At 60.3% G+C, this 25,543-nt stretch carries 21 protein-coding genes and 3 tRNA genes; 12 read left to right on the top strand and 12 right to left on the bottom strand.

Annotated features, from left to right (window positions below; genetic code table 11):
- Positions 1–64: 64 nt before the first annotated feature.
- Entirely contained in the window at positions 65–2,170 is a 2,106-nt protein-coding gene (locus tag AB5Z02_RS02455) for a methyl-accepting chemotaxis protein (RefSeq protein WP_216950173.1), read from the bottom strand.
- A 140-nt stretch (positions 2,171–2,310) separates the two neighbouring features.
- On the opposite strand from AB5Z02_RS02455, the gene nadA reads away from it, so the two are divergent.
- Positions 2,311–3,384, top strand: coding sequence for a quinolinate synthase NadA (gene nadA / locus AB5Z02_RS02460; protein WP_368215169.1), 1,074 nt, complete (start codon positions 2,311–2,313; stop codon positions 3,382–3,384).
- Positions 3,385–3,454: 70 nt separating this feature from the next.
- Here nadA and AB5Z02_RS02465 read toward each other — a convergent pair whose 3' ends face one another.
- Together AB5Z02_RS02465 and gap are read right to left on the bottom strand one after the other, a co-directional pair.
- The gene (locus AB5Z02_RS02465) at positions 3,455–4,321 is read right to left on the bottom strand and encodes a D-hexose-6-phosphate mutarotase (RefSeq protein WP_368215171.1); all 867 of its coding nucleotides are present in this window, start codon (positions 4,319–4,321) and stop codon (positions 3,455–3,457) included.
- An 86-nt stretch (positions 4,322–4,407) separates the two neighbouring features.
- Positions 4,408–5,403, bottom strand: a complete 996-nt coding sequence (gene gap, locus AB5Z02_RS02470) for a type I glyceraldehyde-3-phosphate dehydrogenase (RefSeq protein WP_005335708.1) — start codon at positions 5,401–5,403, stop codon at positions 4,408–4,410.
- A 347-nt stretch (positions 5,404–5,750) separates the two neighbouring features.
- On the opposite strand from gap, the gene malQ reads away from it, so the two are divergent.
- The 4 genes from malQ to msrB all read left to right on the top strand — a co-directional run bounded on the left by malQ (position 5,751) and on the right by msrB (position 12,811).
- A complete protein-coding gene (malQ, locus tag AB5Z02_RS02475; RefSeq protein ID WP_368215173.1) occupies positions 5,751–7,940 on the top strand; it encodes a 4-alpha-glucanotransferase in 2,190 nt (729 codons plus the stop codon).
- Positions 7,941–8,022: 82 nt separating this feature from the next.
- Entirely contained in the window at positions 8,023–10,200 is a 2,178-nt protein-coding gene (glgB, locus tag AB5Z02_RS02480) for a 1,4-alpha-glucan branching protein GlgB (RefSeq protein WP_368215175.1), read from the top strand.
- Entirely contained in the window at positions 10,200–12,356 is a 2,157-nt protein-coding gene (gene glgX, locus AB5Z02_RS02485; protein ID WP_368215177.1) for a glycogen debranching protein GlgX, read from the top strand. Before glgB ends, glgX begins: the two co-directional genes overlap by 1 nt.
- 68 nt (positions 12,357–12,424) lie before the next feature.
- Complete coding sequence (msrB, locus tag AB5Z02_RS02490) at positions 12,425–12,811, top strand: peptide-methionine (R)-S-oxide reductase MsrB (protein ID WP_069554900.1); 387 nt, start codon at positions 12,425–12,427, stop codon at positions 12,809–12,811.
- A 72-nt stretch (positions 12,812–12,883) separates the two neighbouring features.
- Here msrB and chrA read toward each other — a convergent pair whose 3' ends face one another.
- Both chrA and AB5Z02_RS02500 read right to left on the bottom strand, forming a co-directional pair.
- Positions 12,884–14,050: a chromate efflux transporter gene (gene chrA / locus AB5Z02_RS02495; protein ID WP_368215179.1), complete on the bottom strand. Its 1,167-nt coding sequence runs from the start codon at positions 14,048–14,050 to the stop codon at positions 12,884–12,886.
- Positions 14,051–14,108: 58 nt separating this feature from the next.
- On the bottom strand, positions 14,109–14,564 hold the full coding sequence (locus tag AB5Z02_RS02500) for an NUDIX hydrolase (protein WP_368215181.1): 456 nt from the start codon (positions 14,562–14,564) through the stop codon (positions 14,109–14,111).
- A 206-nt stretch (positions 14,565–14,770) separates the two neighbouring features.
- Here AB5Z02_RS02500 and AB5Z02_RS02505 point away from each other — a divergent pair, with 206 nt between their 5' ends.
- Positions 14,771–14,998 carry a hypothetical protein gene (locus tag AB5Z02_RS02505; RefSeq protein ID WP_368215183.1) on the top strand — a complete coding sequence of 76 codons (228 nt, stop codon included), beginning with the start codon at positions 14,771–14,773 and terminating at the stop codon, positions 14,996–14,998.
- Positions 14,999–15,143: 145 nt separating this feature from the next.
- The gene (locus AB5Z02_RS02510; protein WP_005343224.1) at positions 15,144–15,461 is read left to right on the top strand and encodes a hypothetical protein; all 318 of its coding nucleotides are present in this window, start codon (positions 15,144–15,146) and stop codon (positions 15,459–15,461) included.
- A gap of 131 nt (positions 15,462–15,592) precedes the next feature.
- Here AB5Z02_RS02510 and AB5Z02_RS02515 read toward each other — a convergent pair whose 3' ends face one another.
- Positions 15,593–16,069, bottom strand: a complete 477-nt coding sequence (locus AB5Z02_RS02515; RefSeq protein ID WP_005304871.1) for an Lrp/AsnC family transcriptional regulator — start codon at positions 16,067–16,069, stop codon at positions 15,593–15,595.
- Between the two features lie 311 nt (positions 16,070–16,380).
- Positions 16,381–17,004 (bottom strand): helix-turn-helix transcriptional regulator, encoded by a 624-nt coding sequence (locus AB5Z02_RS02520; protein ID WP_368215184.1) that lies wholly within the window; start codon positions 17,002–17,004, stop codon positions 16,381–16,383.
- 106 nt (positions 17,005–17,110) lie between these two features.
- On the opposite strand from AB5Z02_RS02520, the gene AB5Z02_RS02525 reads away from it, so the two are divergent.
- Together AB5Z02_RS02525 and AB5Z02_RS02530 are read left to right on the top strand one after the other, a co-directional pair.
- On the top strand, positions 17,111–18,340 hold the full coding sequence (locus tag AB5Z02_RS02525) for an MFS transporter (protein WP_368215185.1): 1,230 nt from the start codon (positions 17,111–17,113) through the stop codon (positions 18,338–18,340).
- Between the two features lie 110 nt (positions 18,341–18,450).
- A complete protein-coding gene (locus AB5Z02_RS02530) occupies positions 18,451–19,269 on the top strand; it encodes a Cof-type HAD-IIB family hydrolase (RefSeq protein ID WP_216979487.1) in 819 nt (272 codons plus the stop codon).
- Between the two features lie 51 nt (positions 19,270–19,320).
- Here the strand turns inward: AB5Z02_RS02530 and AB5Z02_RS02535 are convergent, their stop codons facing one another.
- Positions 19,321–19,884, bottom strand: coding sequence for a DUF2799 domain-containing protein (locus AB5Z02_RS02535; RefSeq protein WP_368215186.1), 564 nt, complete (start codon positions 19,882–19,884; stop codon positions 19,321–19,323).
- A gap of 207 nt (positions 19,885–20,091) precedes the next feature.
- Between AB5Z02_RS02535 and AB5Z02_RS02540 the strand changes: the two genes are divergently transcribed.
- On the top strand, positions 20,092–20,931 hold the full coding sequence (locus AB5Z02_RS02540) for an isopenicillin N synthase family dioxygenase (protein WP_368215188.1): 840 nt from the start codon (positions 20,092–20,094) through the stop codon (positions 20,929–20,931).
- 211 nt (positions 20,932–21,142) lie between these two features.
- A complete protein-coding gene (locus tag AB5Z02_RS02545) occupies positions 21,143–22,456 on the top strand; it encodes a sodium-dependent transporter (protein ID WP_064341676.1) in 1,314 nt (437 codons plus the stop codon).
- A 3-nt stretch (positions 22,457–22,459) separates the two neighbouring features.
- Here the strand turns inward: AB5Z02_RS02545 and AB5Z02_RS02550 are convergent, their stop codons facing one another.
- Entirely contained in the window at positions 22,460–23,179 is a 720-nt protein-coding gene (locus AB5Z02_RS02550) for an ABC transporter substrate-binding protein (RefSeq protein WP_158112739.1), read from the bottom strand.
- A 432-nt stretch (positions 23,180–23,611) separates the two neighbouring features.
- On the opposite strand from AB5Z02_RS02550, the gene AB5Z02_RS02555 reads away from it, so the two are divergent.
- Positions 23,612–24,925 carry a sodium-dependent transporter gene (locus AB5Z02_RS02555; RefSeq protein ID WP_368215190.1) on the top strand — a complete coding sequence of 438 codons (1,314 nt, stop codon included), beginning with the start codon at positions 23,612–23,614 and terminating at the stop codon, positions 24,923–24,925.
- A 345-nt stretch (positions 24,926–25,270) separates the two neighbouring features.
- Here AB5Z02_RS02555 and AB5Z02_RS02560 read toward each other — a convergent pair.
- The 3 genes from AB5Z02_RS02560 to AB5Z02_RS02570 form a co-directional block, all read right to left on the bottom strand.
- Positions 25,271–25,346, bottom strand: a tRNA-Val gene (locus AB5Z02_RS02560).
- A gap of 16 nt (positions 25,347–25,362) precedes the next feature.
- Positions 25,363–25,438: transfer RNA gene (locus tag AB5Z02_RS02565), tRNA-Lys, on the bottom strand.
- Between the two features lie 24 nt (positions 25,439–25,462).
- Positions 25,463–25,538: transfer RNA gene (locus AB5Z02_RS02570), tRNA-Val, on the bottom strand.
- Positions 25,539–25,543: the final 5 nt, after the last annotated feature.

Below are 25,543 nucleotides of genomic sequence, written 5' to 3' on the forward strand. Positions count from 1 at the left end.
CTCTGCCATCGAGTCATAAAAAAGCCCGCGATCGCTCGCGGGCTTTTGTCTCTCTGGCAACGACTCAGGTACGCAGCCGATCGAGCTGACTGGCCAGCGCCGTGGCTGCTTGCTCCAGCGCTTCGCTCAGTTGATGGCTGGAGCTGGCCTCCTGCCCGATCACGTTGGCGGTATCACCGATCCGCATCAGGTTCTGGTTGATGGTATCACTCACCGCACTCTGCTGCTCGGCGGCGGTAGCTACCTGACTGATGTGGTCGTGGATCTGCTGGATCTGGGCCACCACCCGATTGAGTGCCTCGAACGCCTGCTCGGTGCCCTGCACCGTGGTGGTGGAGCGCTCGATGCCAGTATTCATCAGACGTTGGCTGCTGCTCACCTCGGTCTGCAGGCTACCAATCAGCTGGCCGATCTCGTCGGTCGATTCACGAGTCTTGTTGGCCAGCGCCCGCACCTCGTCTGCCACCACGGCAAAGCCGCGGCCCATATCACCCGCTCGTGCCGCTTCGATGGCGGCGTTGAGGGCCAGCAGATTGGTCTGCTCGGCAATGGCGCGGATCACATCGAGGATCCGGCTGATATTGGTGCTGCGCTGGGCCACCAGCGCCACCGCCTTGTCCGCCTCATGCATATCGCCGACCAGAGTATGGATCTCGTTGCGGGCATTGCTGAGGGTCTGCTGGGCGGTATTGATGTGGTGGGTCGCCGCTTCCGACTCCTGCGCCGCCTGCTCGGCATAACCTGCCACGCTGACTGCCGTAGTGCTCATCTGATGCATGGCGCTCACTACGCTCTCCAGCTCCAGATTCTGCTCATCCAGACTGTTGCGCATGGTGTCGGCGGTATGTTTCATCTCCCGCGCCTGCTGGTAGACCTGCTGACCGATCCCCTTGCTCATTTGCACCATGCCCCGCAGCTTGCCGAGGAAGGCATTGAGCTGGGACCCCAGATCGATCAGCTCCTGATGGGTGTCGATCTCCATCTGCTGGGTCAGGTCCCCCTCGTTGCTGGAGAGATGGCCCACATGGCGGCTGATAAGAGAAAGTGGCGCGGTAATGGTCTGGATAAACCAGACCAGCAGCCCCAGCACCAGAAGGGTAATACCGCCCATGGCGATGATCTGCTGCCGCTGGGCATCCACCAGCAGGGTGCCCAGTTCATTGCTGATGGCATGCGCCTTGCTCAGCGCCAGCGCCTTGGGCACCTTGATCATCAACCACCACTGGGTATTGGCAGCCTCAACCCGAATGGGCTGATGAAGAATGAAGTCACTGTCGCTGCTGACCGGCTGACCGTCAGGCAGGGTCAGGCCCACCTCCTTGAGTGGACGGCCCAGCTTGTCGGCATAGCGGTTGCTGCCCACAATCAGCCCCATCTTGCTGACCAGGGTCACATCCGCCTTGTTGTCATAGAGGCTCTTGCCAAGGTTTTCAGCCAGTTGCTGGAAGATGGGCAGGTTCATATCCACCCCGGCCAGCCCGACAAACTTGCCGTCACGCAGCACGGGCACCGTCAGACTGGTCATCAGCATCTTGTTGCCCGGGCTGATTTCGTAGAGGTAGGGCTCCATCAGACAGGGCTGACGGGTATCGCGACCACAGAGATACCACTCGCTGTTGCGAATGCCGAACTCGTTGAGAGAGGTATCAAACTTGGCCTCGCTGGCAGCGGCGTCCACCGCTTGCTGAGCGACGGCCCCTCCCTGATCCTTGGTGAAATAGACCTCCAGACTCCCCTTGCCTGCCACCGAGTGGCTGGCTCCGCCCAGCCAGTTGCCATCCTCGCCATCATAGCCATCCGGTTCAAACTGGGCATAAATGGAGCTGATCCCGCTCGCCTGCTGCAGGCTGCTGCCGAGCAGAGACTCCACTTGGGGCCGCGACAACCGCAGTTCCGGTTTAGCCATACCGGCTTCAATCTGGGCGGTCACAGTCAGGGGGATCTGATAGGAGTTCTGCATCAGCGAGGCAATCTGGATGGCATAGCGTTCTGCCTGATACTGCAGGCTGCGGGAGACCTCCTCTTCCAGAGCATCGCTGGTCTGGGTCATCACCATATTGCGAAGGGAGCTGAAAGAGGCCGATTGCAACAGGGTCATGGCCAGCCCGGTCAGCAGAAACAGCCCCATGGTAAGGCACAACAGCTTGAACTTGAGGGAACGTTGCTTCATGCGACAACTCCTTATGGCAGAATAACAACGAATTACTTGAGTATATTCGCCCACTTGCGCTTCACCCGATTTGTTGATGGGTTTGTGGCAGGCTTCTGGTTATAATTTTTGCCTTCCCGAGCGTTGATGGAACAGTCGCAATGAGCAATGCACTGAGCAGTGTCCCGCCGGTAGTCGCGATGGACTACCCCTTTCCGGCCAAACCTCTTCCCCTGAGTGCCGAGCAGAGAACGACCTTGACCACAGAAATCAAGGCGCTACTCAAGGAGCGCAAAGCGGTACTGGTCGCCCACTACTACACGGATCCCGAGATCCAGGCGCTAGCCGAAGCCACCGGCGGTTTCGTCGGTGACTCGCTGGAGATGGCCCGCTTTGGTCGCGATCACGAGGCGCAGACCCTGATCGTCGCCGGGGTACGTTTCATGGGCGAGACCTCCAAGATCCTGAGCCCCCACAAGCGGGTGCTGATGCCGACGCTGGAGGCCGAATGCTCCCTCGATCTGGGCTGCCCCATCGAACAGTTCTCCGCCTTCTGCGATGCCAATCCCGACCATACCGTGGTGGTCTATGCCAATACCTCGGCCGCCGTCAAAGCACGGGCTGACTGGGTGGTGACCTCCAGCATTGCGCTGGAGATCGTCGAGCACCTCGACAGTCTGGGTCACAAGATCATCTGGGGCCCGGATCGCCATCTGGGCGCCTATATCGAGAAGAAGACCGGGGCGCAGATGCTGCGCTGGCAAGGCCACTGCATCGTCCACGACGAGTTCAAGGCCCGTGCCCTGCGCGAGCTGAAAGAGCAGAATCCGGACGCCGCCGTGCTGGTTCATCCGGAATCCCCCGCCTCGGTGATCGAGCTGGCCGATGCGGTGGGCTCCACCAGTCAGCTGATCAAGGCGGCCAAAGAGCTGCCCCAGCAGAAGCTGATCGTGGCGACCGATCGGGGCATCTTCTACAAGATGCAGCAGGCCTGTCCGGAGAAAGAGATGGTGGAAGCACCGACCGGTGGCGATGGCGCTACCTGCCGCAGCTGCGCCCACTGCCCCTGGATGGCGATGAACGGTCTGGTGGCGCTCAAGGAGGCCCTCACCGATGGTGCCGAGCGCCACGAGATCCATGTCGATGAAGCGCTGCGGGTAAAGGCCCTCATCCCGCTCGACCGGATGCTCAATTTCGCCGCCGAACTCAAGCTCAAGACCCAGGGCAACGCCTGATTGCCACCGTCATGAGATGCAAAGAGGGCTCCCGCGGGAGCCCTCTTTATTTATCTGAACCTCATCCAACTCAGATGATTACGGTGGAGAGGCTGTGCTCTTCATCCGGCGCAACGGTCACACCCGCCTCGCCAGCGATGGCAGCCTCGACACACAGCATGGTGCGATAGCTATCGTCGCTCATGTCGGCCATGGCGGTAGCCCCTTCCAGCCAGGGGGTCCAGACCACCACGCTGTCGTGGTTGCCACTGACCACCCGGGTCTCGCGCTCACCATCCTGCACCTTCACCAGCGCCTCTGGCTGCCAGTAGACCCGATCCAGCGGCCCACTCAGGGTCAATGCCCCCTGCTGCTTGGCATCCTGCCCGGTCAGCTTGTCGGCATAGGGCTCACCCAGACCGCTCACGCTCACCGCCTCTGGTGCGCTGATCTGCAAATAGGTGTGCAGCGCACCGCTATAAGTCAGCGGCTGGCTACCGGTGTTGCGAGTGGTCAGCACCAGCGAAAGCTCTTTGCCAACCAGCACGTCCAGTTCCAGCTCGAAGGGGTGATCCCACAGGGCACGGGTTGCGTCGCTGTCGCGCAGGGAAAGATGAACAAGCGTGCCATCGGCGTGATCTGAGACCCCGTCCAGCATCCAGAGGGTGGTACGGGCAAAACCGTGGGAGGGCTTGCCGCTACCGACGCGGGCGGGCGCCGGACCAAACCAGGGCCAGCAGATCGGGATACCACCGCGAACAGGCTTGCTGCCATCCAGCACCGCCTTGTCACTCAGCCAGATGGAGGCCGGCTCGCCATGACGCTGATAGCTCAGCACATGGGCGCCAAACAGGCTGATTTCTGCCTTGGCATAGTCGTTGTTGATGGTGAGAACCGGCAGACCGGCCGCATTGTTGGCAAGCTTGCAATTGGCTGTCAGGGGACGAATGGATTGCATGTGGACTCCTGTCATCAGGGGAAACCGAAAAACAAAAAGGCGGCCAATGGCCGCCTTTTTCAAGCTACGCGATTGCGCATCCCAAATTACTTGGAGATGTGAGCGATCAGGTCCAGAACTTTGCTGGAGTAGCCCATTTCGTTGTCGTACCAGGATACAACTTTAACGAATTTGTCGTTCAGCTGGATACCAGCCTTGGCGTCGAATACGGAGGTCTGGCGCTCACCCAGGAAGTCGGTAGATACAACTTCGTCTTCGGTGTAGCCCAGAACGCCTTTCATAGCGCCTTCGGAAGCAGCTTTCATCGCTTCGCAGATTTCTGCGTAGGTGGCAGCTTTCTTCAGGTTAACGGTCAGGTCAACAACAGACACGTCCGGAGTCGGAACACGGAAAGCCATACCGGTCAGCAGGCCTTTCAGTTCCGGGATAACTACGCCAACAGCTTTGGCAGCACCGGTAGAGGACGGGATGATGTTCTGAGCCGCACCGCGGCCACCGCGCCAGTCTTTGGCAGACGGACCATCAACGGTCTTCTGGGTAGCAGTGGTAGCGTGAACGGTGGTCATCAGGCCAGACTCGATACCGAAGGTATCGTTCAGAACCTTGGCGATCGGTGCCAGGCAGTTGGTGGTGCAGGAAGCGTTGGAAACGATGTCCTGGCCAGCGTAGGTAGAGTCGTTAACACCCATTACGAACATCGGGGTAGCGTCTTTGGACGGGCCAGTCAGAACAACTTTCTTGGCACCAGCAGCGATGTGCTTACGAGCAGTCTCGTCGGTCAGGAACAGACCGGTAGCTTCAGCAACAACGTCAACACCGATTTCGCCCCACTTCAGGTTGGCCGGGTCACGCTCAGCGGTAACACGTACGGTTTTGCCGTTTACAACCAGGTTGCCGTCTTTAACTTCAACGGTACCGTTGAAACGACCGTGAGTTGAATCGTACTTCAGCATGTAAGCCATGTAGTCAACATCGATCAGGTCGTTGATACCAACAACTTCGATGTCTGCACGCTCGCAAGCCAGACGGAATACGAAACGACCGATACGGCCAAAACCGTTAATACCTACTTTGATAGTCATATTTAGTTACCTAACTGTTCAGTAGTCAAAGAAAATTCCGCTTGTAAATTTACTAGAACTCTCCGGTGAGTCAACCAACATTCTGTCTGAAATTGCGCTATATCATGAAAAACTGTGAAATTAATTTTCTGTTTATGTAACTGATTACCACGTTTTGACGAAAAAAGTGCCAGATCGTGGCATCGCGCAGATATCAACAATAGTGCCTACTCGGTCACACAACCATTCACAGAGATATGTAAAAATGTGCGCGGTTTAGCATGGCCAAAGAGCCACTGTTCAAGTACCACCCCATAAAAATCAAACAAAATAGTATAGATAGAATCCACAGCGGGAATTCTCAAACTATGACCACCCTGATTGAACAGCTGGCTGCCGCAAAAGGTATCGCCAGCGAGTATGTCGATGCCTGGGGCCACCCGGCCCAGGTATCAGAAGAGAGCAAGGCCGCCATGCTGGGCGCCATGGGCTACCGCGTCGATGACGAGGCCGCACTGGTGCAGCAGTTGGAAGAGGAGCATCGCCAGCACTGGCTGCGGGCGCTGGATCCTGTGATGGTGGTTCGCACCGGCGACGCCGTTACCCTTGAGGTTCGCCTCCCCATCGAATTCGTCAACGACGCCCTCACCTGGCAGCTCCAGCAGGAGCAGGGTGCAGTGCTGTCCGGTCAATTTACCCCCATCGAGGGTGAGCTGGTCGGCGTGGCCGAATTTGAAGAGATGGAGTGCCAGGCCTATCGCGTCACGCTGGATATGGCCCCGGAGCTGGGTTATCACCAGTTGGTACTGCTGGAAGAGGGCAATGACGAGCCGCTGGCCACCATGCGCCTCATCGTTGCCCCCAAAGCCTGCTACAAGCAGGCGCCAATTGCCGATGGCCGCAAGGTATGGGGTCCGAGCGTGCAGCTCTACTGCCTGCGCAGCCGCCACAACTGGGGTATCGGTGATTTCAGCGATCTGGGCCAGCTGGTCGAGAAAGCGGCCGCCTGGGGTGCCCACTTCGTCGGCCTCAACCCTATCCACGCCCTCTATCCGGCCAATCCGGAAAGCGCCAGTCCCTACAGCCCCTCTTCCCGTCGCTGGCTCAACGTGGCCTATATCAATGTGGAAGCGGTGACCGAATTCCAGCAGAGCGATCGCCTGAAGGCGGAGGTGGCAAGCCCTGCCTTCCAGCAACATCTGGCCGATCTGCGCGCCAAAGAGAACGTCGATTACACCGGCGTGCTCCAGACCAAACTCGGCATGCTGCGTCAGGTGTTCGACGAAGCCACCCTGAGCGCCGAGCGTCAGGCCGCCTTTGATGCCTTCGTGGCCGCCGGTGGCGACAGCCTGCAACAGCAGGCAGCATTTGATGCCCTGCAGGCCCACTTCTATGCCAAAGGCGAAAATGCCTGGGGCTGGCCGGTATGGCCGCAGGAGCTGCGCGATTACCACAACCCTGCCGTTGCCGCCTGGATGGCCGAGCACCCGCAAGATGTCAACTTCTACCTCTATCTGCAGTTCCTGGCCGACGAGCAGCTGGAGCAAGCCGATGCCCGTGCCAAGGCTGCCGGCATGGTGATGGGGATCTACCGGGATCTGGCGGTGGGCGTCTCCGAAGGCTCCACCGAGATCTGGGCCAACCAGGATCTCTACTGCCCGAAAGCCTCGGTCGGTGCGCCGCCCGATATCCTCGGCCCGCTTGGTCAGAACTGGGGCCTGCCCCCGATGAACCCGAACAAGCTGTTTGAAGCGGCCTACCAGCCGATGGTGGACTTGTTCCGTGCCAACATGCGCTCCTGCGGCGCACTGCGCATCGACCACGTGATGGCCTTGCTGCGCCTGTGGTGGGTACCGCCCGGAGCGTCCGCCGCCAAGGGCGCCTACATCTATTATCCGGTCAACGATCTGCTGGGCATTCTGGCCCTAGAATCCCACCGCAATCAGTGCCTGCTGATCGGCGAGGATCTGGGCACCGTGCCGGAGGGGATCGACGTGACCCTGAAAGAGAACGGCGTTCACTCCTACAAGGTGTTCTTCTTCGAGCGCTCCAAGGAAGATGGCGGCTTTATCTCCCCGGCACACTACACAGAGCAGGCGATGTCTGCCCTGACTACTCACGACATGCCGACCCTCAAGGGCTTCTGGCACTGCGATGATCTGGCGCTCGGCCGTCAACTGGGTCTGTATCCGGATGAAGATGTTTTGAAGACTCTGTATGCTGATCGTCACCAGGCCAAACAGCGGATCCTAGACAGCTTGCATGCCCACAAGGTCATCTCTGACAACATCAGTCATGACGTGAACTGGGTCGGCATGAACACCGAACTCAACCACGGTCTGCAGATCCACATGTCCCGCGGCAGTTGCGCCCTGTTCAGTACCCAGCTGGAAGACTGGCTGGAGATGGACAAGCCGGTCAACGTACCGGGCACCAGTTACGAATACCCCAACTGGCGCCGCAAGCTTTCCGCTGATCTGGAAGATATTTTTGCCAATGAGGCACTCAAGGCACTGGCTGGCAAGATGAGCCAAGCCCGTGATGAGGCCAGTCGTTGAGACGCTGTCTCCCACAGCGCTCTCACCTAAATCCACTCCGGCTTCGGCCGGAGTGGATGCTCTGTCATGAAAGGAAATCTCGATGCTCGTTGAACGTTTGGTTGCTGCCCGCTGTTCCGATCCCTTCTCTCACTTAGGCCTGCAGGCCAATCCGGATGGGCCCGGCCTCAAACTGACCGCCTGGTTGCCTGATGCCCTCGAAGTCCGCGTCAAGGATCTCAAGTCGGGCAAAGTCGTTGCCACCCTGGCGCCCACCGATGAATCGGGTCTTTTTGAAACTGTTTTCACCCGCCGCAAAAACTCCTTCCCCTATCAGCTGATCGCCAGCTACCAAGATGCCACCACCGAGGTCATCGACCCCTATCAGTTTCAGGATGCCGCTTGGGCAGGCCTGGCCGAACTGACCGCCCAGCCGGAAAACCTCTATCACACCCTTGGCGCCCAGCTGCGCACCGTGGAGCACCTTGGCCAACAGGTGGAAGGGGTGCGTTTTGCGGTCTATGCGCCGAGCGCCACCGCCGTGAGCCTGATCGGCGATTTCAACTTCTGGGATGGCCGCCGCCACCCGATGCAGCGCAGCCTCTGCGGTCACTGGGTGCTGTTTGTGCCGGGCCTCAAGGCCGGGGATCGCTACAAGTTCGAGCTCAAGGATCCCATGGGCAACCGGCTGCCCCACAAGAGCGATCCGGTCGGTTTCTACTGCGAGCAGTATCCGTCGTTCGCCTCCGTGGTCTATGACCACGCCCAGTACCAGTGGCAGGATGCCGAGTGGATTGCCAGCCAGCACAACGACAAGCGCGAGCAGCCGCTCTCCATCTATGAGCTGCACGTCGGCTCCTGGAAACGCCACCCCAACGGCGACAGCCTGAGCTGGCGCGAGCTGGCAGTGGAGCTGGTCGCCTACGTCAAGGAGATGGAGTACACCCACATCGAGCTGCTGCCGGTCTCCGAGCACCCCTTCAGCGGCTCCTGGGGCTACCAGCCGGTGGGCATGTTCTCCCCCACCAGCCGCTACGGCACCGCCGATGATTTCAAATACTTCGTCGACCAGTGCCACCAGGCCGGCATCGGCATCATTCTGGACTGGGTACCCGCCCACTTCCCGTCCGATGCCCACGGCCTGGCCCGCTTCGATGGCACCCCGCTCTACGAGTACGAGGATCCGCGCCGTGGCTGGCACCCGGACTGGAACTCCTACATCTACGACTTCGGCCGCGACACAGTGCGCCAGTTCCTGGTGGCGAGCGCCCTGTTCTGGCTCGACAAGTTCCACATCGACGGCCTGCGGGTGGATGCGGTCGCCTCCATGCTCTATCTGGATTACTCCCGCAACGCCGGTGAGTGGGTACCGAACGTCGATGGCGGCAACCACAACTACGAGGCGATCAGCCTCTTGAAGTGGACCAACGAGGAGGTCTACGGCAAGTATCCCCACGCCATGACCATAGCCGAAGAGTCCACCGCCTTTGCCGGTGTCTCCCGCCCCACTTTCCTCGGCGGCCTCGGCTTTGGTTTCAAGTGGAATATGGGTTGGATGCACGACACCCTCACCTACATGCAGAAAGAACCGATCCACCGTCGCTACCACCACAACGACATGACCTTCTCCATGGTTTACCACTATGACGAGAACTTCATCCTGTCGCTCTCCCACGACGAGGTGGTGCACGGCAAGCACTCCATGCTCTACAAGATGCCGGGGGACGAGTGGCAGCAAGCCGCCAACCTGCGCACCTACATGGGCTTCATGTACGCCCACCCGGGCAAGAAGCTCAACTTCATGGGCACCGAGATCGCCCAGAGCAACGAGTGGAACCACGACGCCCAGCTGCCGTGGCACCTGCTGCAATATCCCAAGCATGCCGGTCAGCAGCGGCTGATCCACGATCTCAACCACCTCTACCGTCATGAGCCTGCCTTGTATCAGGCCGATTATGAGCAGACCGGCTTCCGCTGGCTGGATCACAACGATGCCGACAACAGCATCTTTGCCTGGCTGCGTTCGGACAAAGAGGGCAAGCAGACTATTGTGGTGGCTTGCAACTTCACCCCGGTGCCCCGTCTCGAATATCGGATCGGCGTCCCTGCGGCGGGCCACTATCGGGTGGTGCTCAACACCGACAGCGAGTATTACTGGGGCAGTAACTATGATGTAGGTCTGGTGTTCGCTGCCGAGCCGACCCCCTGGCAAGGGATGGCACACAGCATAGTGCTGGATCTGCCGCCGCTGGCGACCTTGTTTATCAAACAGGAGTCTTGATGCTTGTAATGGAAAAAGGGGTGGGCCACCCGCTGGGGGCCCGCCTTGACGAGAACGGTTGCCACTTCTGCGTCTGGGCCCCCCAGTCGGACAAGGTGGAGATCTGCCTGTACGACGAGCAGGAGCAGGAGCTGATGCGGCTGGAGTTGCCCGGCCGCCGCGGCCAGTATCGCTTTGGCTACGTGCGCGGCGTAAAAGCCGGTCAGCGCTACGGCTATCGGGTCTATGGCACCCCGCAGGAGGGGATGCTGTTCGATCCGCAAAAACTGCTGATTGACCCCTACGCCAAGGCGCTCAGTCGTCCCACCTACTGGGATGAAGCCCTCTATCAGGGTGACAGCGCCGAGATGATTGCCAAGTCGGTGGTAGTGGATGACAGTTTTGACTGGCAAGGGGTTGGCAAACCCGGGATCAGCCCGGCTCGCACCATTATCTACGAGACCCACGTCAAGGGCTTTACCAAGCAACACCCGGGGATCCCCAAAGCGCTGCAGGGCACCTACCTTGGCATCAGTCATCCGCTGGTTATCGAGCATATGAAGAGCCTCGGCATCACCTCGGTGCAGCTGATGCCGGTGGCCGCCTTCATGTCGGAACCGCGACTGGAACAGCTGGGACTGACCAACTACTGGGGCTACAACCCCATTGCCTTCTTCGCCCCGGAGCCGCGTTACAGCACCCGAGCAGACGAGGCGGTGACCGAGTTCAAGACCATGGTGCGCGAGCTGCACCGGGCCGGGCTCGAGGTGATCCTGGATGTGGTCTACAACCACACTGCCGCCTCTGGCTTCGATGGCCCTACCCTCTCGTTCAAGGGCTTTGACAACGCCGGTTACTACGCCTTCGAAGCGGGCCCCCACGGCCCGGACTACACCCGTCACGCCAACGTGACTGGCTGCGGCAACAGCGTCAATCTGGATCACCCCAACACTCTGCGGCTGGTGCTCGATGCTCTTCGCTACTGGGTCACCGAGATGCAGGTGGACGGCTTCCGTTTCGATCTGGCGGTGACACTGGCGAGGGAAGCGGGGGAGTTCGAGCCCATGGGCGCCTTCTTCAAGGCCGTGATGGCCGACCCTGTGCTGTCACAGGTCAAACTCATCGCCGAACCCTGGGACATCGGTCCCTTCGGCTACCGGCTGGGTCAATTCCCGAGCCAGTGGCAGGAGATCAACGACCGCTACCGCGACACGGTGCGCGCCTTCTGGCGCGGTGATGCGGGCAAGATGGGGGACTTTGCCACCCGTTTGGTAGGCTCGCGGGATATCTTCCCGAAGAACTGGCGCTCGCCTCACACCAGCGTCAACTACCTCTGCTATCACGACGGTTTCACCCTGGAGGATCTGGTCTCCTACAACCAGCGCCACAATCAGGCCAACGGTGAGGACAATCGCGATGGCCACGGCAACAACCTCTCCTATAACCACGGGGTAGAGGGGCCGACCCTGGATCCGCGGGTCAACAGCCTGCGCCAGCAGCAGAAGCGCAATCTGATTGCCACTCTGCTGCTCTCCCAAGGCACTCCCCACTTCCTCGCCGGCGACGAGATGGGACGCAGCCAGCTTGGCAACAACAACGCCTACTGTCAGGACAACCAGATCAGCTGGGTCAACTGGCAGTGGCGACCGGAGGATGAGCGGCTGTTCGCCTTCACCCAGCAGATGATGGCACTGCGGGCGGAGTCCTGCGTCTTCTCCAACCTGCAACTGAGCGACGACAGCTGGAATGGCACCCCGTCCAGCTGCCATCAGGTCAACTGGTATCACCCGGACGGCCACCAGCTCACCGATCAGGATTGGCACGCCCCCATGGGGCAGGCGTTCGCCATGGATATCGGCATGATCAACTGTGTCGGCGAGCGCTGGTACGTGCTGTTCAACGCCAGCGACTACGATATCCAGTTCCGCCTGCCCCCGCCGGGGGAAGGGCTGGAGTGGATCCAGACCATCGACACCGCCACTAACGATGGGCTGCCCTTCCTGCCGGATGACATCAAACGGCAGGTGGCGGTCGGCCGGGCCCACTCCCTCAAACTGCTGGAACGGGTAGAGCTGGCCAGCACGGCGGAGGATGCCCAGCCACCGCAGCAGGAAATTCTCCCTGCATCCGGTGAGGAGATGGTTGCCACCTCGATCACAGATACAGGCAAAGCATAAGAGGCATGCTGGAGTCAGCTTTACGGAGCCGCTATGCTGGGCTCCGGTATGGATGGCAAGGAGTCGGTATGAGCAGTAACAATCCGGAACAGTGGCGCAGCAAACTGACCCCCGAGCAGTTTCACGTCTGCTGGGAGAAGGGCACCGAGCGCCCCTACAGCGGCGCCCTGCTCCACAATCGCAAGAGTGGCGACTACCTCTGTGTCTGCTGCAAGAGCGTGCTGTTTCACTCAGGAGCCAAGTTTGATTCCGGCTGCGGCTGGCCCTCGTTCGACAAGGCCATCGAGGGGACGGTGGAGTACACCGAGGACAACAGCCACGGCATGAAGCGAGTGGAGATCACCTGCCGCCAGTGCGGCTCTCACCTCGGTCACGTCTTCCCCGACGGACCGACCGAGACCGGCCAGCGCTACTGCGTCAACAGCCTGAGTCTGGATTTCGAACCCGAGGTCTGAACGGCTTACCCATTGCAATAAAAACGGTGCCTCCGTTATGGAGGCGCCGTTTTTATCGGGATTTCACCGCATTCACGCCAGCAGGATGGCGGCCATCACCAGCAGGGCCGCGATGGCCGGCACCGGCAACTTCAACACCCGCAGCAGATAAAAGCCGATGGCCGCCAGCGCCAGATCTCTCGGAACCAGCACTGCACTCTGCCACACCGGCTGATAGAGGGCCGCCAGCAGCAATCCCACTACGGCAGCATTGATGCCGGTGACTGCCCCCGCCAGACGGGGACGGGCTAGCCACTGTTGCCAGCAGGGGCCCACCGCCCAGAGCAGCAGAAAGCCGGGCGCAAAGAGCGCCAGGGTCGCCAACAGGGCCCCGATCATCGGCATCTCGGGCTGCAACTGGGCGCCAAGATAGGTGGCAAGGGTAAACATGGGGCCCGGCACCAACTGGGCCAGGCTGTAACCGGCCAGAAACTGCTGCTCGTTGAGAGTGTGGCCCACGCTCTCTTGCAGTAGCGGCAGCACCACATGGCCACCGCCAAACACCAGACTACCGGCGCGATAGAAGTCGGCAGCCAGCTGGCCAATCGGACTAGCGAGCAGCGGCAGGCCGATAAAAAGGATGCCAAACAGCAGCAGGGTCGGCCAATGAGGCTGACTGCTGGCGGCAGCAGGCAACTCGGCGGAGACTGGGCGACTACCCGCCCCGCGCTGGCTGCGGGCGCAGATCAGCGCCGCTCCCGCCAGCATCAATAGCTGAGTCAGCAGACCGGGCTGCCACCAGAGTGCAGCAGCGGTCACCACCATAATCCCTTGGGTCATTCCCGTGGCACAGAACTGACGACTCATGGTGAGCACCGCATCGGCCACCACGATGAGCGCCAGCAGCTTGAGGCCATGCAGCGCCGCATCGAGCCACAAATTGCTGCCCAGCTGACCGATACCGATCGCGGCCGCCAGTAGCAGCAGAAATGAGGGCAGCGTGAAGCCAACAAAAGCAGAGAACGCCCCGCCCAGACCGGCGCGATGACGACCGATGGCGAAACCAAGCTGGCTGGAGGCGGGCCCCGGCAGCAGTTGGCACAGCGCCAGCAAGCGAGCAAATTCGGCCTGTGTCAGCCAGCCGAGCCGCTGGACGAAGGTGCGCTGGAAATAGCCGATATGAGCGGCCGGACCACCAAAGCTGATGCATCCCAGCCATAAAAACTGAATAAATACCTGTCCCACGCTCTTCTCCCTCATCCCTCTTCTCCCGATGGAGAGGGGATATTATGACAGCGCGATGATCGTTTTATGACAATCAGACTGATTCGGCCGACACCATGGGCACATCACCCGGCAGATAGCAGCGTCCCGCCAGCCAGCAGGCGATGGACTGACGGCTGGCGTCGAAATGGGGCTCTGGCAACTCGCGCGGATCGCACCAGACCCAGCCTTCGCACTTCTCCGGTTCCAGCAGTTGCGGCTCACCATAGGCCTTAGCGTGCAGCGTCACCGAGATATAGTGCAACCCGCTCTCGCGCCAGGTCTCCAGATTGTTGGTCACCGCCACCACCTCGGGCCCATGGATCTCAAGTCCCGTCTCCTCGGCCACCTCGCGGATCGCCGCCGACTCGAAGCTCTCCCCCAACTCCAGATGACCACCCGGGATCGACCAGTAGGGGGCATGGCTCCCTTTGCGTTTGCCAAGCAGCACCTGGCCTTGGGCGTTGGTCAGGATGACGCCGACCCCGACGCGGGGATAGAGAGTGGACATGAAAACGCTCCTTCAATCAGGCAGTAAAACGGCCCCACCTTAGGCCCAAGAAGGGCACAGGACAAGCCCCGGCTGCACGGCACCTTCGCCTGTCGGTAGCTCCTCCCCTTGCCCCTGAACCGGTTATCACTGATGCTGGGGAGTGAAGCCCGGATGGAGAGGTCATTCCAATCCTCTCAGTCCCCCATCACCCCGAGGAGTCCGCCATGAAAAAATTGCTCCCCCTGTGCACTCTGCTGCTCACGGCTTGCCAAACCACACCGCCCCCCAACTCGCTCGCCATCGATGATGCCGACGCCTGGCAGGCCATTTGCAAAGATGGCACCCGGGTTCGCGCCGTGGTGGCAGAGGGGATCTGTGGGGATCATCGCGGGGTAGCCATGTGGACGAATAAGCCAAGAGCTGAACGGATGGCAGAAGAAGCCGCCAAATAGTGTGATCCAGGCACCATAAAATGACACTGCCGGCCAATTGGCCGGATTTTTTCGCGATCTCGCCAGCACTTTGCCACCTTGTTCATGGTGCGCTCAGTTTTCTGTTCCCATACTGGCCCTACAGTTCCAAAAGAGGAGAGACAAGATGCAAACATCCATCGTCGGGCTCTCCATTCTGTGGGGGCTAGCCAGTTTTGGTGTTCAGGGGGATTTCATCGAGAGCCGTGATTCCGTTGCGCCATCCTGGCAAGCCGAGTCCAGAGTGGAGATGGAAGGTTATCTGATTGAATCGCTTGGCGAAGATCGCTGGCTGTTCGACAACGGCAGCGAGAGCCTGCTGGTATCCCTGCCCGAAGGGCAGTGGGTGCCGACCGGCGAGCGGCTGCGAGTCAGCGGCGAACCGCAGCAGGAGCAGAGCGGCTGGCTGCTGCAGGTGGAAGATATCAGCCAGGTCAGCGTCTGACAGCGGCAGTCGCCCCGTCACCGCAACAGCTAATCCAGACCCGATAACCACTACCGAATAACCAAGAGCGAATAGCAAAAGAGGAGGCCACTGGCCTCCTCTTTCTGTTTCTATGAGCGGCTTGCGCGGGCTCAACCCAGATGGTTGAGCGGCAGCGCCGTCTTGTGCTTGATGCGGCGCAGCACGAAGCTGGAGCGCACTCCGGTCACCCCCGGAATATGGGTCAGCTTGTCCAGCAGGAAGTGCTGATAGTGCTCCATGTCGCGCACCACCACCTTGAGCTGGTAGTCGGCATCGTTACCGGTGATGAGGTCACACTCCAGCACTTCGGGCAGTTCGCTGATGGCGCGATCGAAATTCTCGAACCGCTCCGGCGTATGTCTGTCCATGGAAATGTGAATGTAGGCGGTGAGGGTGAGGCCAAGCTGGCGGGCGTTGAGCAGAGTAACGTGGGTGTCGATGAGACCGGCATCCTCCAGCGCCTTGACCCGGCGGGAGCAGGGGGACGGCGAGAGCCCGACCAGCTCGGCCAGTTCCAGATTGCTGATGCGGCCATTCTCCTGCATCAGCTCGAGAATATGTCTGTCTATGCGATCAAGTTTCAGCATTTACCCTTCCTCGTTGCAATGACTAATCCACTTTTCCTAGATTAAGGGTGAACTATTGCAAAAACAACCGAAATAAGTGGTTACTTTGCAACCACTCACCGGCACGGGAGGGATACTATGGTTACATCTTCCGGTGGCAAAGCAGACACCTGACCGGGTCTCTGCGGTGAAGGACCTTACCGGGTCAAGAGCCCCATCAGCCGTCTTACCTTATCGGGAAATGACAGGCTGGAACGAGAGAACCCCCTCCCCGAAGGCAACAAAGCAGGCATCCCGGCGCCTGCTTTGTTGTTTTTGGGCGTTTGACGAAATCAGAGCGCGAGCGGCGTGATGCGATAGAGGCAGCGATGCGCCCCCTCCAGCAGATATTGCTCCCGCTCCACCGTCGCCGGCGCCAGCAGCTGGCGAAACAGCGCCAGTTCGCTGCGACAGAAACCGCGGCAGGTACGCGCTGCCGCACAGATGGGACAGTGGCTCTCCCACAGCAGCCAGCTGCCATCCTCTTCGCGGCGGATCTCCGCCATATAGCCCTCGCGGCTGCGCAGCTCCTTGAGCGCCGCCAACCGGCCAGAGAGGCCATGGGACCCCAGCGCCTCCTGATAGCGGGCAAGCATCTGCAGCTCCCGCTGCTGGATCAGCCGTTCCATCCCCTCCTCGCCAAACAGCTCGCGCACGTTGTCGATCAGCTGCACGGTCAGGTCGCTATGGCTATCGGGGAAGCGCTGCCAGGCCTGCTCGGTGAGCTGCCACAGACGCACGGGACGACCGCGCCCGCGCGCCTCGTCGCTGAATGTGACCCACCCCTCCTGCTCCAGTGCGAGCAGGTGCTGGCGGGCGCCCATGGAGGTCATCTGCAACTGCTCCCCCAGCGCGGCGGCGCTCTGCGGGCCATGGCTCTTGAGCAGAAACAGGATCTTGTCGGTGCTTGCGTTCATGATCTCATTATGGGGAGCGCCCTTTATTAAATCAACAATTCACTTTACTTAATCCCGTCTATGAACCAGCATAAATAAACAAATAACTTTACTTAATGGGTGCAACATGGAGAAACACGGGCACAAAAATCCCCTCTGGGTGCTGGTCATGACGGTCACGCTGGCAGTTGCAGGCTTCAGTCTCCCCTCCCCGGTGTTGGCACCTTTGCTGCTGGATCCGGCCCACGGCATGCTGACGCCGGAAGCCTCCGACTGGAGCCGCAAGGTGTGGCTGGGGGTCATCATGGGGCTCTATCCCCTGTTCCAGCTGGTGGGCAGCCCCTGGCTCGGTCGCCTCTCCGACCGCTATGGCCGCAAGCCACTGCTGTTGCTATCGCTGGCGGGGGTGCTGGCAGGCTATGCCCTGATGGCATTCGGTATCGCCTGGCGCTCCCTCCCCCTGTTGCTGCTCAGCCGGATTGTGGAGGGGCTGTGCAACGGCAACATCGCCATCGTGCAGGCGATGGCGGCGGATCTCGCTGGCAAGGAGCACAAGGCGTGCAGCTTCGCCTGGATCAACATCGGCATGAATCTGGGCTGGGTAGTGGGGCCGGTGATCGGGGGCTACGCCGCGGTGATCTCGGGGGATTACAGTCTGGCGGCCTGGCTGGCCGTCGCGATGACCCTGCTCAACCTGCTGCTGGTGCTCTGGCTGATCCCCTATCGTCCGCCGGTGGCGGCCACCCTTCAGGCCGCGACTCTCTCCAGCCGCCAGCTGTTGCTGCAACCGGCCCTGCTGCCCTACTTCGCGCTCACCCTGATCAGCTATGGCGCCGTGCAGCTCTATTTCACCTACTTCAATATCTGGCTGGTGGAGAGGCTGGCCTGGGATCCGGCCCAGCTGGCGCAGGCGGCGGTGCTGGTGAGCCTGCCCATGATGGCGGGCTCCTGGCTCGGCTCCCGCATCGCCCGTCACTGGCGCGGCAGCTCCCTCGGCATTGTCGGCCATCTGGTGATGGCGAGCGGCATGCTGCTCTTTATCCTGCCCGTGCACTGGTGGGGGCTGGCGCTTACCTTCGTTCCCGCTGGCATCGGCATGAGCCTGGGGGAACTGGCCACTTCGGTGGCGATCTCCAACCGCAGCCACCCGGAGCAGCAGGGACAGGCGATGGGGCTCTACCGCGCCCTCGCCGTGGGCAGCGAGATCCTGGCGGTGCTGCTCGGCAGTCTGGTGCTGCTGGCCGGTACCCAGTGGCCCTTCTATCTCGCCACCCTCTGCTCCCTTGCCAGTGCCGCCGGTTTCTATCTGCTACGCCGCCGTGCCGACCGTCGTCAACAGCTGGCCAGCTGCACCTGAGCCACGAAGGGATCACAGTTCGGCGCTTCGGCCGCGGGCAAGACTTGCATCGGGGCGCCGGGTCTGGGACGGTAAGGCTCTTTGCGGATTTGTTCGATGCTGGAGGAGCTATGAGTGAGTACAAGGCCATCGCGCTCGATATGGATGGCACCCTGCTGACCCGGGATCACAAGATCTCGTCGGCCACCCGGGCAGCACTGGCGCAGGCCCGCGCCCACGGCATCAAGGTGCTGCTGGTCACGGGGCGCCACTACATGACGGCGCGTCCCTTCCACCACGAGCTGGCCCTCGACACCCCCCTCATCTGCAGCAACGGCGCCTATCTCTATGATCCGGTGCAGAACCGGATCATCAGCGGCGACCCGCTGGCGGCTGCCCCGCTTACCGAGCTGCTGGCCGCGGTCGAGGCACAGCAGATGGGCGCCCTGTTCCATCTGAGCGAGGGGATCGGCTACATCGGCTGTGAAGAGCATGTCACCCGCATCCGCCACTGGTCGGCCAATCAGCCGGATCACCTCAAGATCGCCATCCATCCGGTTGAGGAGCTGGCAGGCTGGCTCGACAACCCGGTCTGGAAACTGGAGCTGTTCAATCAGGATCCGGCGCGCCTGCACACCTTTATGGGCGAGGTGGTCGAGCAGATGCCCTTTACCCGCGACTGGGCGGCCCCCTATGCGGTGGAGCTGGTACAGCCCGGTTGCAGCAAGGGCAACCGGCTTGCCCAGTGGGCCGCCAGCGAAGGGATTGAGATGGATCAGGTGGTGGCGTTTGGTGACAACAACAACGACATCAGTATGTTCGAGCAGGTGGGGCTGGCGGTGGCCATGGGCAATGCGGCCCCGCAGATCCAGAGCCATGCCCATCGGGTCACGGCCGACCACAACGAAGATGGTATCGCACTGGCGCTACAGCGCTGGGTACTGCCCTGAGCTGACAAGATGCAACATGGCCAGCACGCGGGCTGGCCATGAAGAGAGGGATTAACCGCCGAAGGAGAACTGGATCACCCGATCCGGATAACGCAGACGGTTGTACTCCCGGCGCAGGGATTCGTAGTGGCGAATGGCCCGATCGCGCTTGGCGCGGTAATAGTCACGCTGTTCAGTGTTGGTTTCGTTGCGGATGCTGCGCTCCAGCGTATCGATATCACGCTCGGTACGCTCCAGCTCGTCGCTGATCTCCCGCAGGCGGGCAGCCAGTTTGTACTCTTCGTAGCCACGCTGATACTGCTTGAGGAAGCTGGCGTCATTGGGGCATACCCCCAGATAGGCCTGCCCCTCCTTGCCCTTGCTGTAAGCCAGCTCGGGAATGCAGTAGAGCTCCAGCCCCTTGTCGTAGCCCCGTTTCCACTCGGCCTCATCCACTTTGAGGCCATATTCGCTGCAAGACGAAACGTAGTCGCGGGTCGCCTGACGGGTTTTGCCTTCCGATCCATCCTGATAACCCAGGTTGTACCAACTCATGGTGCGGCACTCATCTTCTGACAGGGCACTGCATCCCGCCAGCAATACCGGCAGGGTCAGCAACAGGATTCTGAGGGACATGGACAGACTCCGGAAAAGATAGTGAGCGGCATTCTAGAGAGGATAAAAGGCCATAACAAGGGATGCGCTCCCGTGCGGTCTGGCGCGGTTTATTTGATGTTTTTATCACTATTCAACGCCGTGCCGGACGGGGCGGCCAACCCGCTTTCCTTGTTATCAGGTGCAAGGTAAACTGCGCCATCTTTTAACTGGCGCGCAACAAAAACAATGAAAGTCCTGACCGTCGATTACCGCTCACCCGATGCGGCCCAACGCTTCACCGAATCCCTGCGAACCACCGGCTTTGGCGTGCTGACCAACCACCCCATCCCGAAAGAGCTGGTGCAGTCCATCTACGACAACTGGTATCGCTTCTTCATGAGCGAGCAGAAGCAGGATTTCCTGTTCAACCGCGAGACCCAGGATGGCTACTTCCCACCCTCGGTCTCCGAGGTAGCCAAGGGCCATAGCCAGAAAGACATCAAGGAGTACTTCCACATCTACCCCTGGGGCCAGATGCCGGAAGAACTGAAGGAGCAGGCGATGGAGTACTACCGCCTCGCCAACGGTCTGGCCGCCGAGTTGCTGGGCTGGGTGGAGCAGTACACCCCGGCCGATATCGCCGCTCACTACAGCTGCCCCCTCTCCTCGATGATCGAAGAGAGCCAGAAGACCCTGCTGCGGGTGCTGCACTATCCGCCGTTCGATGGTACCGAGGAGCCGGGCGCCATCCGCGCCGCCGCCCACGAGGATATCAACCTGCTCACCATTCTCCCCGCCGCCAACGAACCGGGGCTGCAGGTGAAGGGCTCCGATGGCGAATGGATGGATGTGCCGTGCGACTTTGGCACCCTCATCATCAACATCGGCGACATGCTGCAGGAAGCCTCTCGCGGCTACTATCCCTCCACCACTCACAGGGTCATCAACCCGACCGGTGGCAGCGCCGCCAAGTCGCGTATCTCCCTGCCGCTGTTCCTCCACCCGCGCCCGGATGTAGTGCTCTCCGAGCGTCATACCGCCCACAGCTACCTGATGGAGCGGCTGCAGGAGCTCGGGGTGATCTAGTCCACCGACGAGCCGTTGTCAGAGACCAAACCGGAGCAATCTCGCTCCGGTTTTTATTTGGTGGCAGGATTGGGCAAAAAACAGAATTAAATTAGCCAATCATGCCAATAAATCGCATTTACACCTGATAACCGTCGTAGTGATTGCGCCGTGACCTCCGTAACATGAGCGCCATTCTGCCCCTGCCAAGGGGCGCGCGATTGGAGTTCTTATGAAGCAGTCCCAATGGTCATCCCGACTAGGCTACATCCTCGCCGCAGCGGGTTCCGCGGTCGGTATCGGCGCAATCTGGAAATTCCCCTATGTCACAGCCGTCAACGGTGGCGGCGCCTTCCTGCTGGTCTTTCTGCTGTTCAGCTTCACCCTGGGGGTGGCGGTACTGATGGGGGAAACCCTGCTCGGCAGCATGAGTCGCCGCGGGGTAGTCGGTGCCTTCTCCGATCTGCTCGGCAAACAGTGGCGCTGGGTGGGGGTAATGGGGGTGATCTCTACCCTGCTCATCTACTGCTTCTACAGCGTGGTGGGCGGCTGGACCCTGGGTTATACCGGCATGGCCATCTCAGGCCAGCTCAACCATGGCGATGCGGCGGCCCTCACCGCCCGCTTCAATGACTATGTCAGCGGCGACGTCTGGCCAATCCTCACTCACCTGCTGTTTGCCGCCCTCACCTGGATGGTGGTGCAAGGGGGCATTCAGAAAGGGGTGGAGCGCACCCTGCGCTGGATGATGCCGGCCCTGTTCCTGATGATCCTGATGCTGGTCGCCTTTGGCCTCACCCTGCCCAATGCGATGGCGGGGGTGCGTCACTTCCTGATGCCCGACTTCAGCAAGCTGGGGATGTCCGGCGTGCTCGATGCCATGGGGCTGGCCTTCTTCTCCCTCTCCATCGGTCTTGGCATCCACACCACCTACGGCGCCTATCTGCCGACCAGCGAAGGGGTTGGTCGCTCCAGCCTCTGGGTGGTGCTGCTGGCCAGCATGGTGGCGGTACTGGCGGGGCTGATGATTTTCCCGGTGCTGGCCTCGACCGGTATCGACCCGGCCTCCGGTCCCGGTCTCACCTTTATGACCATGCCGGCGGTATTTCAGCTGCTGCCCTTCGGTCAGGTGCTTGAGGTGATCTTCTTCGCCCTGCTGGTCTTTGCCGCGCTCTCCTCGGCCATCTCCCTGCTGGAGCATTTGCAGTGCTTCCTGTGCGAGACCTGGGGCTGGTCACGCCGCACGGCCTGCAGCGCCATCACTGGATTCGTCATGGTTAGCGGTGTTCCGGTCAGCCTGTCGTTTGGTTCGCTGCAACACGCAACCCTGTTTGGCAAAACCATTTTCGAGCTGCTGGACTTTGTCACCTCCAACCTGATGATGCCGCTGTTCGGCCTGATGCTGACGCTGCTGCTGGGCTGGAAGCTGGGACGCAAGGCGCTGCCGCAGGGGATTGCCAGCCACTGGCATCACCTGCTGATGAACTGCTGGCGCTGGATTGCCCCCTTGCTGATCGGCGGGATCTTGATTCGCGGTCTGGTGTGACGGTTACTCTTCGCGGGTGGGCTCATCGGCCCGCCCCTGTGCGGCTCTGACGGCCTCCAGGGCATGCTGCCAGCGGGTGATCTCGGCATCATCCGTTCCCTTGGAGAAGACGATATAGAGACCGGCCTGATGGAGCAGCACCCCACTGCTGACGATGCTGCGCCGGGATAACCCCATCTTGTCGAGGGTGGCCTCCATCACCAGCTCCGCCATCGGCAAGGCATCGATCTTGCCCAGCATCAGCCGCTCTATCGCCTCCCCGACTGTCTTGTAGCGCACCAGATTGGTGTAGCCCTCATGGGTCAGCCGCACATCATCGGCGTTACCCAGCACTACCCCCACTCTGGGCAGCTCCCGCAGCTGCGCCAGCGAGGTCAGCGGGTGGCGACTATCCGGAGCCTGATAGATAAAGACTCGATTGATAAAGAGCGGGCCAACCCATTTGAAATGGGACTCCCGCTCCGGGAGCCGCTGTACCACGAACAGTCCATAACCGGGCTCGACCCGTGCCAGCGCCAGCGCCCGCTTGAGCGGGTAAATCCGCACCGGATAGCGGGTGCCAAGCTCCTCCTGCACCTCATCAATCAAACGAATGGCGAATCCGTCGAGCTTGCCGTCGCGGTATTCGGTAAAGGGGGGTAAGTCGTGACTCAGCAGGGTTAATGCGGGCTGCGCCGACACACTCAGGCTGATCAGCAACCAGGGCAGCACCATCCATCTCATACGACATCCTGTCTCATCTTTGTTCCCGTCAGCGCCATGTAGCTGTCACTAGTTCCAGAAGAAGCTACGTCGATTATCGCCCAGTAAATAGCCACAAGGTAGAAAAGATGCTGCCCTGCGAGGTTTTCCCCCATTGAGTTGTACGTATAGCCAGAGTGGTGACAGCGGCACACATAAAAAATTTTTGATTTTATGTGTCAATTATTCTTTCCATGGTTTAGGCTGTTTCCTCATTCATAAGTCAGGTTGTCACCTCATGTCTGCCATCCTCGTGCTGTTTGGTCGATTTTTTAGCTCGCAAGAGAGGTGACCTTGCACGCACAGTTTTTCTGAATGTTCATTGCAAAGGTCGCCTCTGGCGGCCTTTTTTATGGTCTGTCGTTTATTGCTACAGAGGAGTATTGCTTCGATGTCGTGTTACCCGGAGGTTGTATGAGCCAGGTTCAGTGGTCTTCCCGTCTCGGTCATGTGCTGGCCGCAGCAGGCACAGCGATTGGCCTTGGTGCCATCTGGAAGTTTCCCTATGTGACCGCCACCAATGGCGGTGGCGCCTTCCTGCTGGTTTTTCTGCTGTTCAGCTTCACCCTGGGGGTAGCGGTACAGGTCGGCGAAACCCTGCTCGGCAGCCATAGCCAGCGCGGGGTGCTCGGCGCGTTTCGCAAACTGGTGGGGCCGAACTGGCGCTGGATGGGGTATATGGGGATCGCCTGCGGCTTCTTTATCTACAGCTTCTACAGCGTGGTCGGCGGCTGGACCGTGGGTTACGCCGCGCTGGCGATGGCTGGCAAGCTCAACCTGAACGAAGGAAGCGCCCTCACCGCCCTGTTCAACGGCTATGTCAGCAACCCCTGGTGGCCGGTGCTGACCCATCTGATTTTCGCAGGCCTGACCTGGTGGTTCGTGCAGGGGGGTATTCAGAAAGGGGTGGAGCGGGCGCTGCGCTGGATGATGCCCGCGCTCTTCATCATGATGCTGCTGCTGGTGGGGGTTGGCCTCTCCATGCCTGGCTCCATGGCGGGTGTACGCCAGCTGCTGCTGCCGGACTTCTCCATGCTGACCGGCCAGAGCGTGCTGGACGCGCTGGGGCTGGCCTTCTTCTCCCTCTCCATCGGGCTCGGGGTACACACTACCTATGGCGCCTACCTGCCCAATAGCGAAGGGGTGCTGCGCTCCGGGGTCTGGGTGGTCACTCTGGCAAGCCTTATCTCGGTGCTGGCGGGCTTGATGATCTTCCCGGCGCTGGCCTCCACCGGCATCGATCCCACCGCAGGGCCAGGGCTCACCTTTATGACCATGCCCGCCGTTTTCAGCCATCTACCGTTTGGTCAGGGGCTGGGGGTGGTCTTCTTCCTGTTGCTGCTGGTCGCCGCCCTCTCCTCCTCCATCTCCATGCTGGAGCATCTGGTGCGCTTCACCACTGAGGAGTGGGGCTGGTCGCGTCGTGGCGCCTGCCGGGTGTTGACCCTGCTTATCATGGCCTCCGGCATTCCAGTGAGTCTGTCGTTCGGCCCCTGGAGTGACCTGACCCTGTTTGGCAAGACCATCTTCGAGTTGCTCGACTATCTGACCTCCAACCTGATGATGCCGCTGTTTGGTCTGGTACTGACCCTGCTGCTGGGCTGGCGATTGGGTGATGCCATATTGCCTGCGGGCCTATCACCCACCCTGCGTCTGGCGCTACTCTGGTGCTGGCGCGTGGTGGCGCCGCTGCTGATCAGCGGGATCTTGATCCGCGGGATCATGTAGCATCTTGCGCATCTTTGCGGGCAGGCCTTGGCCTGCCCTTTTTATTGCTGGCGTTCACTTTATTACAGGCGTTCATATAAGCAGCATCACGATGGACAGGAGTGCAGTCGGGCAATCTCGGCAGAGCAGAGTAGAGGATGTGCGAAATGACAGAGTGGCAGAGTGGCAGAGTGGCAGAGTGGCAGAGTGGCAGAGTGGCAGAGTGGCACAATAAGAGGTGGCGTTCGGCTCGCCACACCGGCAACAGAAGAAGTTGAAGTACTGAATTGCGGGCAAAAAAAATCCCCATCTGAGTGGGGACTTTCTCTGCAACTGAAGCTGATATCTCAGCCTCGCTTGCGAATATGGTGGTCGTTACTGGGATCGAACCAGTGACCCCCTCCTTGTAAGGGAGGTGCTCTCCCAGCTGAGCTAAACGACCTGGGATTCAAAAATGATGGTGGGTCGTGCTGGATTCGAACCAGCGACCAATTGATTAAAAGTCAACTGCTCTACCGACTGAGCTAACGACCCATCTAATTCATTTTTTCTACAAACTGGTGGTCGTTACTGGGATCGAACCAGTGACCCCCTCCTTGTAAGGGAGGTGCTCTCCCAGCTGAGCTAAACGACCTGGGA

Source organism: Aeromonas sp. R2-3 (genome assembly GCF_040908375.1).
In the GTDB taxonomy this organism is placed as follows: Bacteria; Pseudomonadota; Gammaproteobacteria; order Enterobacterales; family Aeromonadaceae; genus Aeromonas; species Aeromonas veronii.

What these genes read in the sequence shown, in the direction of transcription:
- AB5Z02_RS02455 (WP_216950173.1), bottom strand. Translation starts at nt 2,170, where the DNA reads ATGAAGCAACGTTCCCTCAAGTTCAAGCTGTTGTGCCTTACCATGGGG.
- nadA (WP_368215169.1), top strand. Translation starts at nt 2,311, where the DNA reads ATGAGCAATGCACTGAGCAGTGTCCCGCCGGTAGTCGCGATGGACTAC.
- AB5Z02_RS02465 (WP_368215171.1), bottom strand. Translation starts at nt 4,321, where the DNA reads ATGCAATCCATTCGTCCCCTGACAGCCAATTGCAAGCTTGCCAACAAT.
- gap (WP_005335708.1), bottom strand. Translation starts at nt 5,403, where the DNA reads ATGACTATCAAAGTAGGTATTAACGGTTTTGGCCGTATCGGTCGTTTC.
- malQ (WP_368215173.1), top strand. Translation starts at nt 5,751, where the DNA reads ATGACCACCCTGATTGAACAGCTGGCTGCCGCAAAAGGTATCGCCAGC.
- glgB (WP_368215175.1), top strand. Translation starts at nt 8,023, where the DNA reads ATGCTCGTTGAACGTTTGGTTGCTGCCCGCTGTTCCGATCCCTTCTCT.
- glgX (WP_368215177.1), top strand. Translation starts at nt 10,200, where the DNA reads ATGCTTGTAATGGAAAAAGGGGTGGGCCACCCGCTGGGGGCCCGCCTT.
- msrB (WP_069554900.1), top strand. Translation starts at nt 12,425, where the DNA reads ATGAGCAGTAACAATCCGGAACAGTGGCGCAGCAAACTGACCCCCGAG.
- chrA (WP_368215179.1), bottom strand. Translation starts at nt 14,050, where the DNA reads ATGAGGGAGAAGAGCGTGGGACAGGTATTTATTCAGTTTTTATGGCTG.
- AB5Z02_RS02500 (WP_368215181.1), bottom strand. Translation starts at nt 14,564, where the DNA reads ATGTCCACTCTCTATCCCCGCGTCGGGGTCGGCGTCATCCTGACCAAC.
- AB5Z02_RS02505 (WP_368215183.1), top strand. Translation starts at nt 14,771, where the DNA reads ATGAAAAAATTGCTCCCCCTGTGCACTCTGCTGCTCACGGCTTGCCAA.
- AB5Z02_RS02510 (WP_005343224.1), top strand. Translation starts at nt 15,144, where the DNA reads ATGCAAACATCCATCGTCGGGCTCTCCATTCTGTGGGGGCTAGCCAGT.
- AB5Z02_RS02515 (WP_005304871.1), bottom strand. Translation starts at nt 16,069, where the DNA reads ATGCTGAAACTTGATCGCATAGACAGACATATTCTCGAGCTGATGCAG.
- AB5Z02_RS02520 (WP_368215184.1), bottom strand. Translation starts at nt 17,004, where the DNA reads ATGAACGCAAGCACCGACAAGATCCTGTTTCTGCTCAAGAGCCATGGC.
- AB5Z02_RS02525 (WP_368215185.1), top strand. Translation starts at nt 17,111, where the DNA reads ATGGAGAAACACGGGCACAAAAATCCCCTCTGGGTGCTGGTCATGACG.
- AB5Z02_RS02530 (WP_216979487.1), top strand. Translation starts at nt 18,451, where the DNA reads ATGAGTGAGTACAAGGCCATCGCGCTCGATATGGATGGCACCCTGCTG.
- AB5Z02_RS02535 (WP_368215186.1), bottom strand. Translation starts at nt 19,884, where the DNA reads ATGTCCCTCAGAATCCTGTTGCTGACCCTGCCGGTATTGCTGGCGGGA.
- AB5Z02_RS02540 (WP_368215188.1), top strand. Translation starts at nt 20,092, where the DNA reads ATGAAAGTCCTGACCGTCGATTACCGCTCACCCGATGCGGCCCAACGC.
- AB5Z02_RS02545 (WP_064341676.1), top strand. Translation starts at nt 21,143, where the DNA reads ATGAAGCAGTCCCAATGGTCATCCCGACTAGGCTACATCCTCGCCGCA.
- AB5Z02_RS02550 (WP_158112739.1), bottom strand. Translation starts at nt 23,179, where the DNA reads ATGAGATGGATGGTGCTGCCCTGGTTGCTGATCAGCCTGAGTGTGTCG.
- AB5Z02_RS02555 (WP_368215190.1), top strand. Translation starts at nt 23,612, where the DNA reads ATGAGCCAGGTTCAGTGGTCTTCCCGTCTCGGTCATGTGCTGGCCGCA.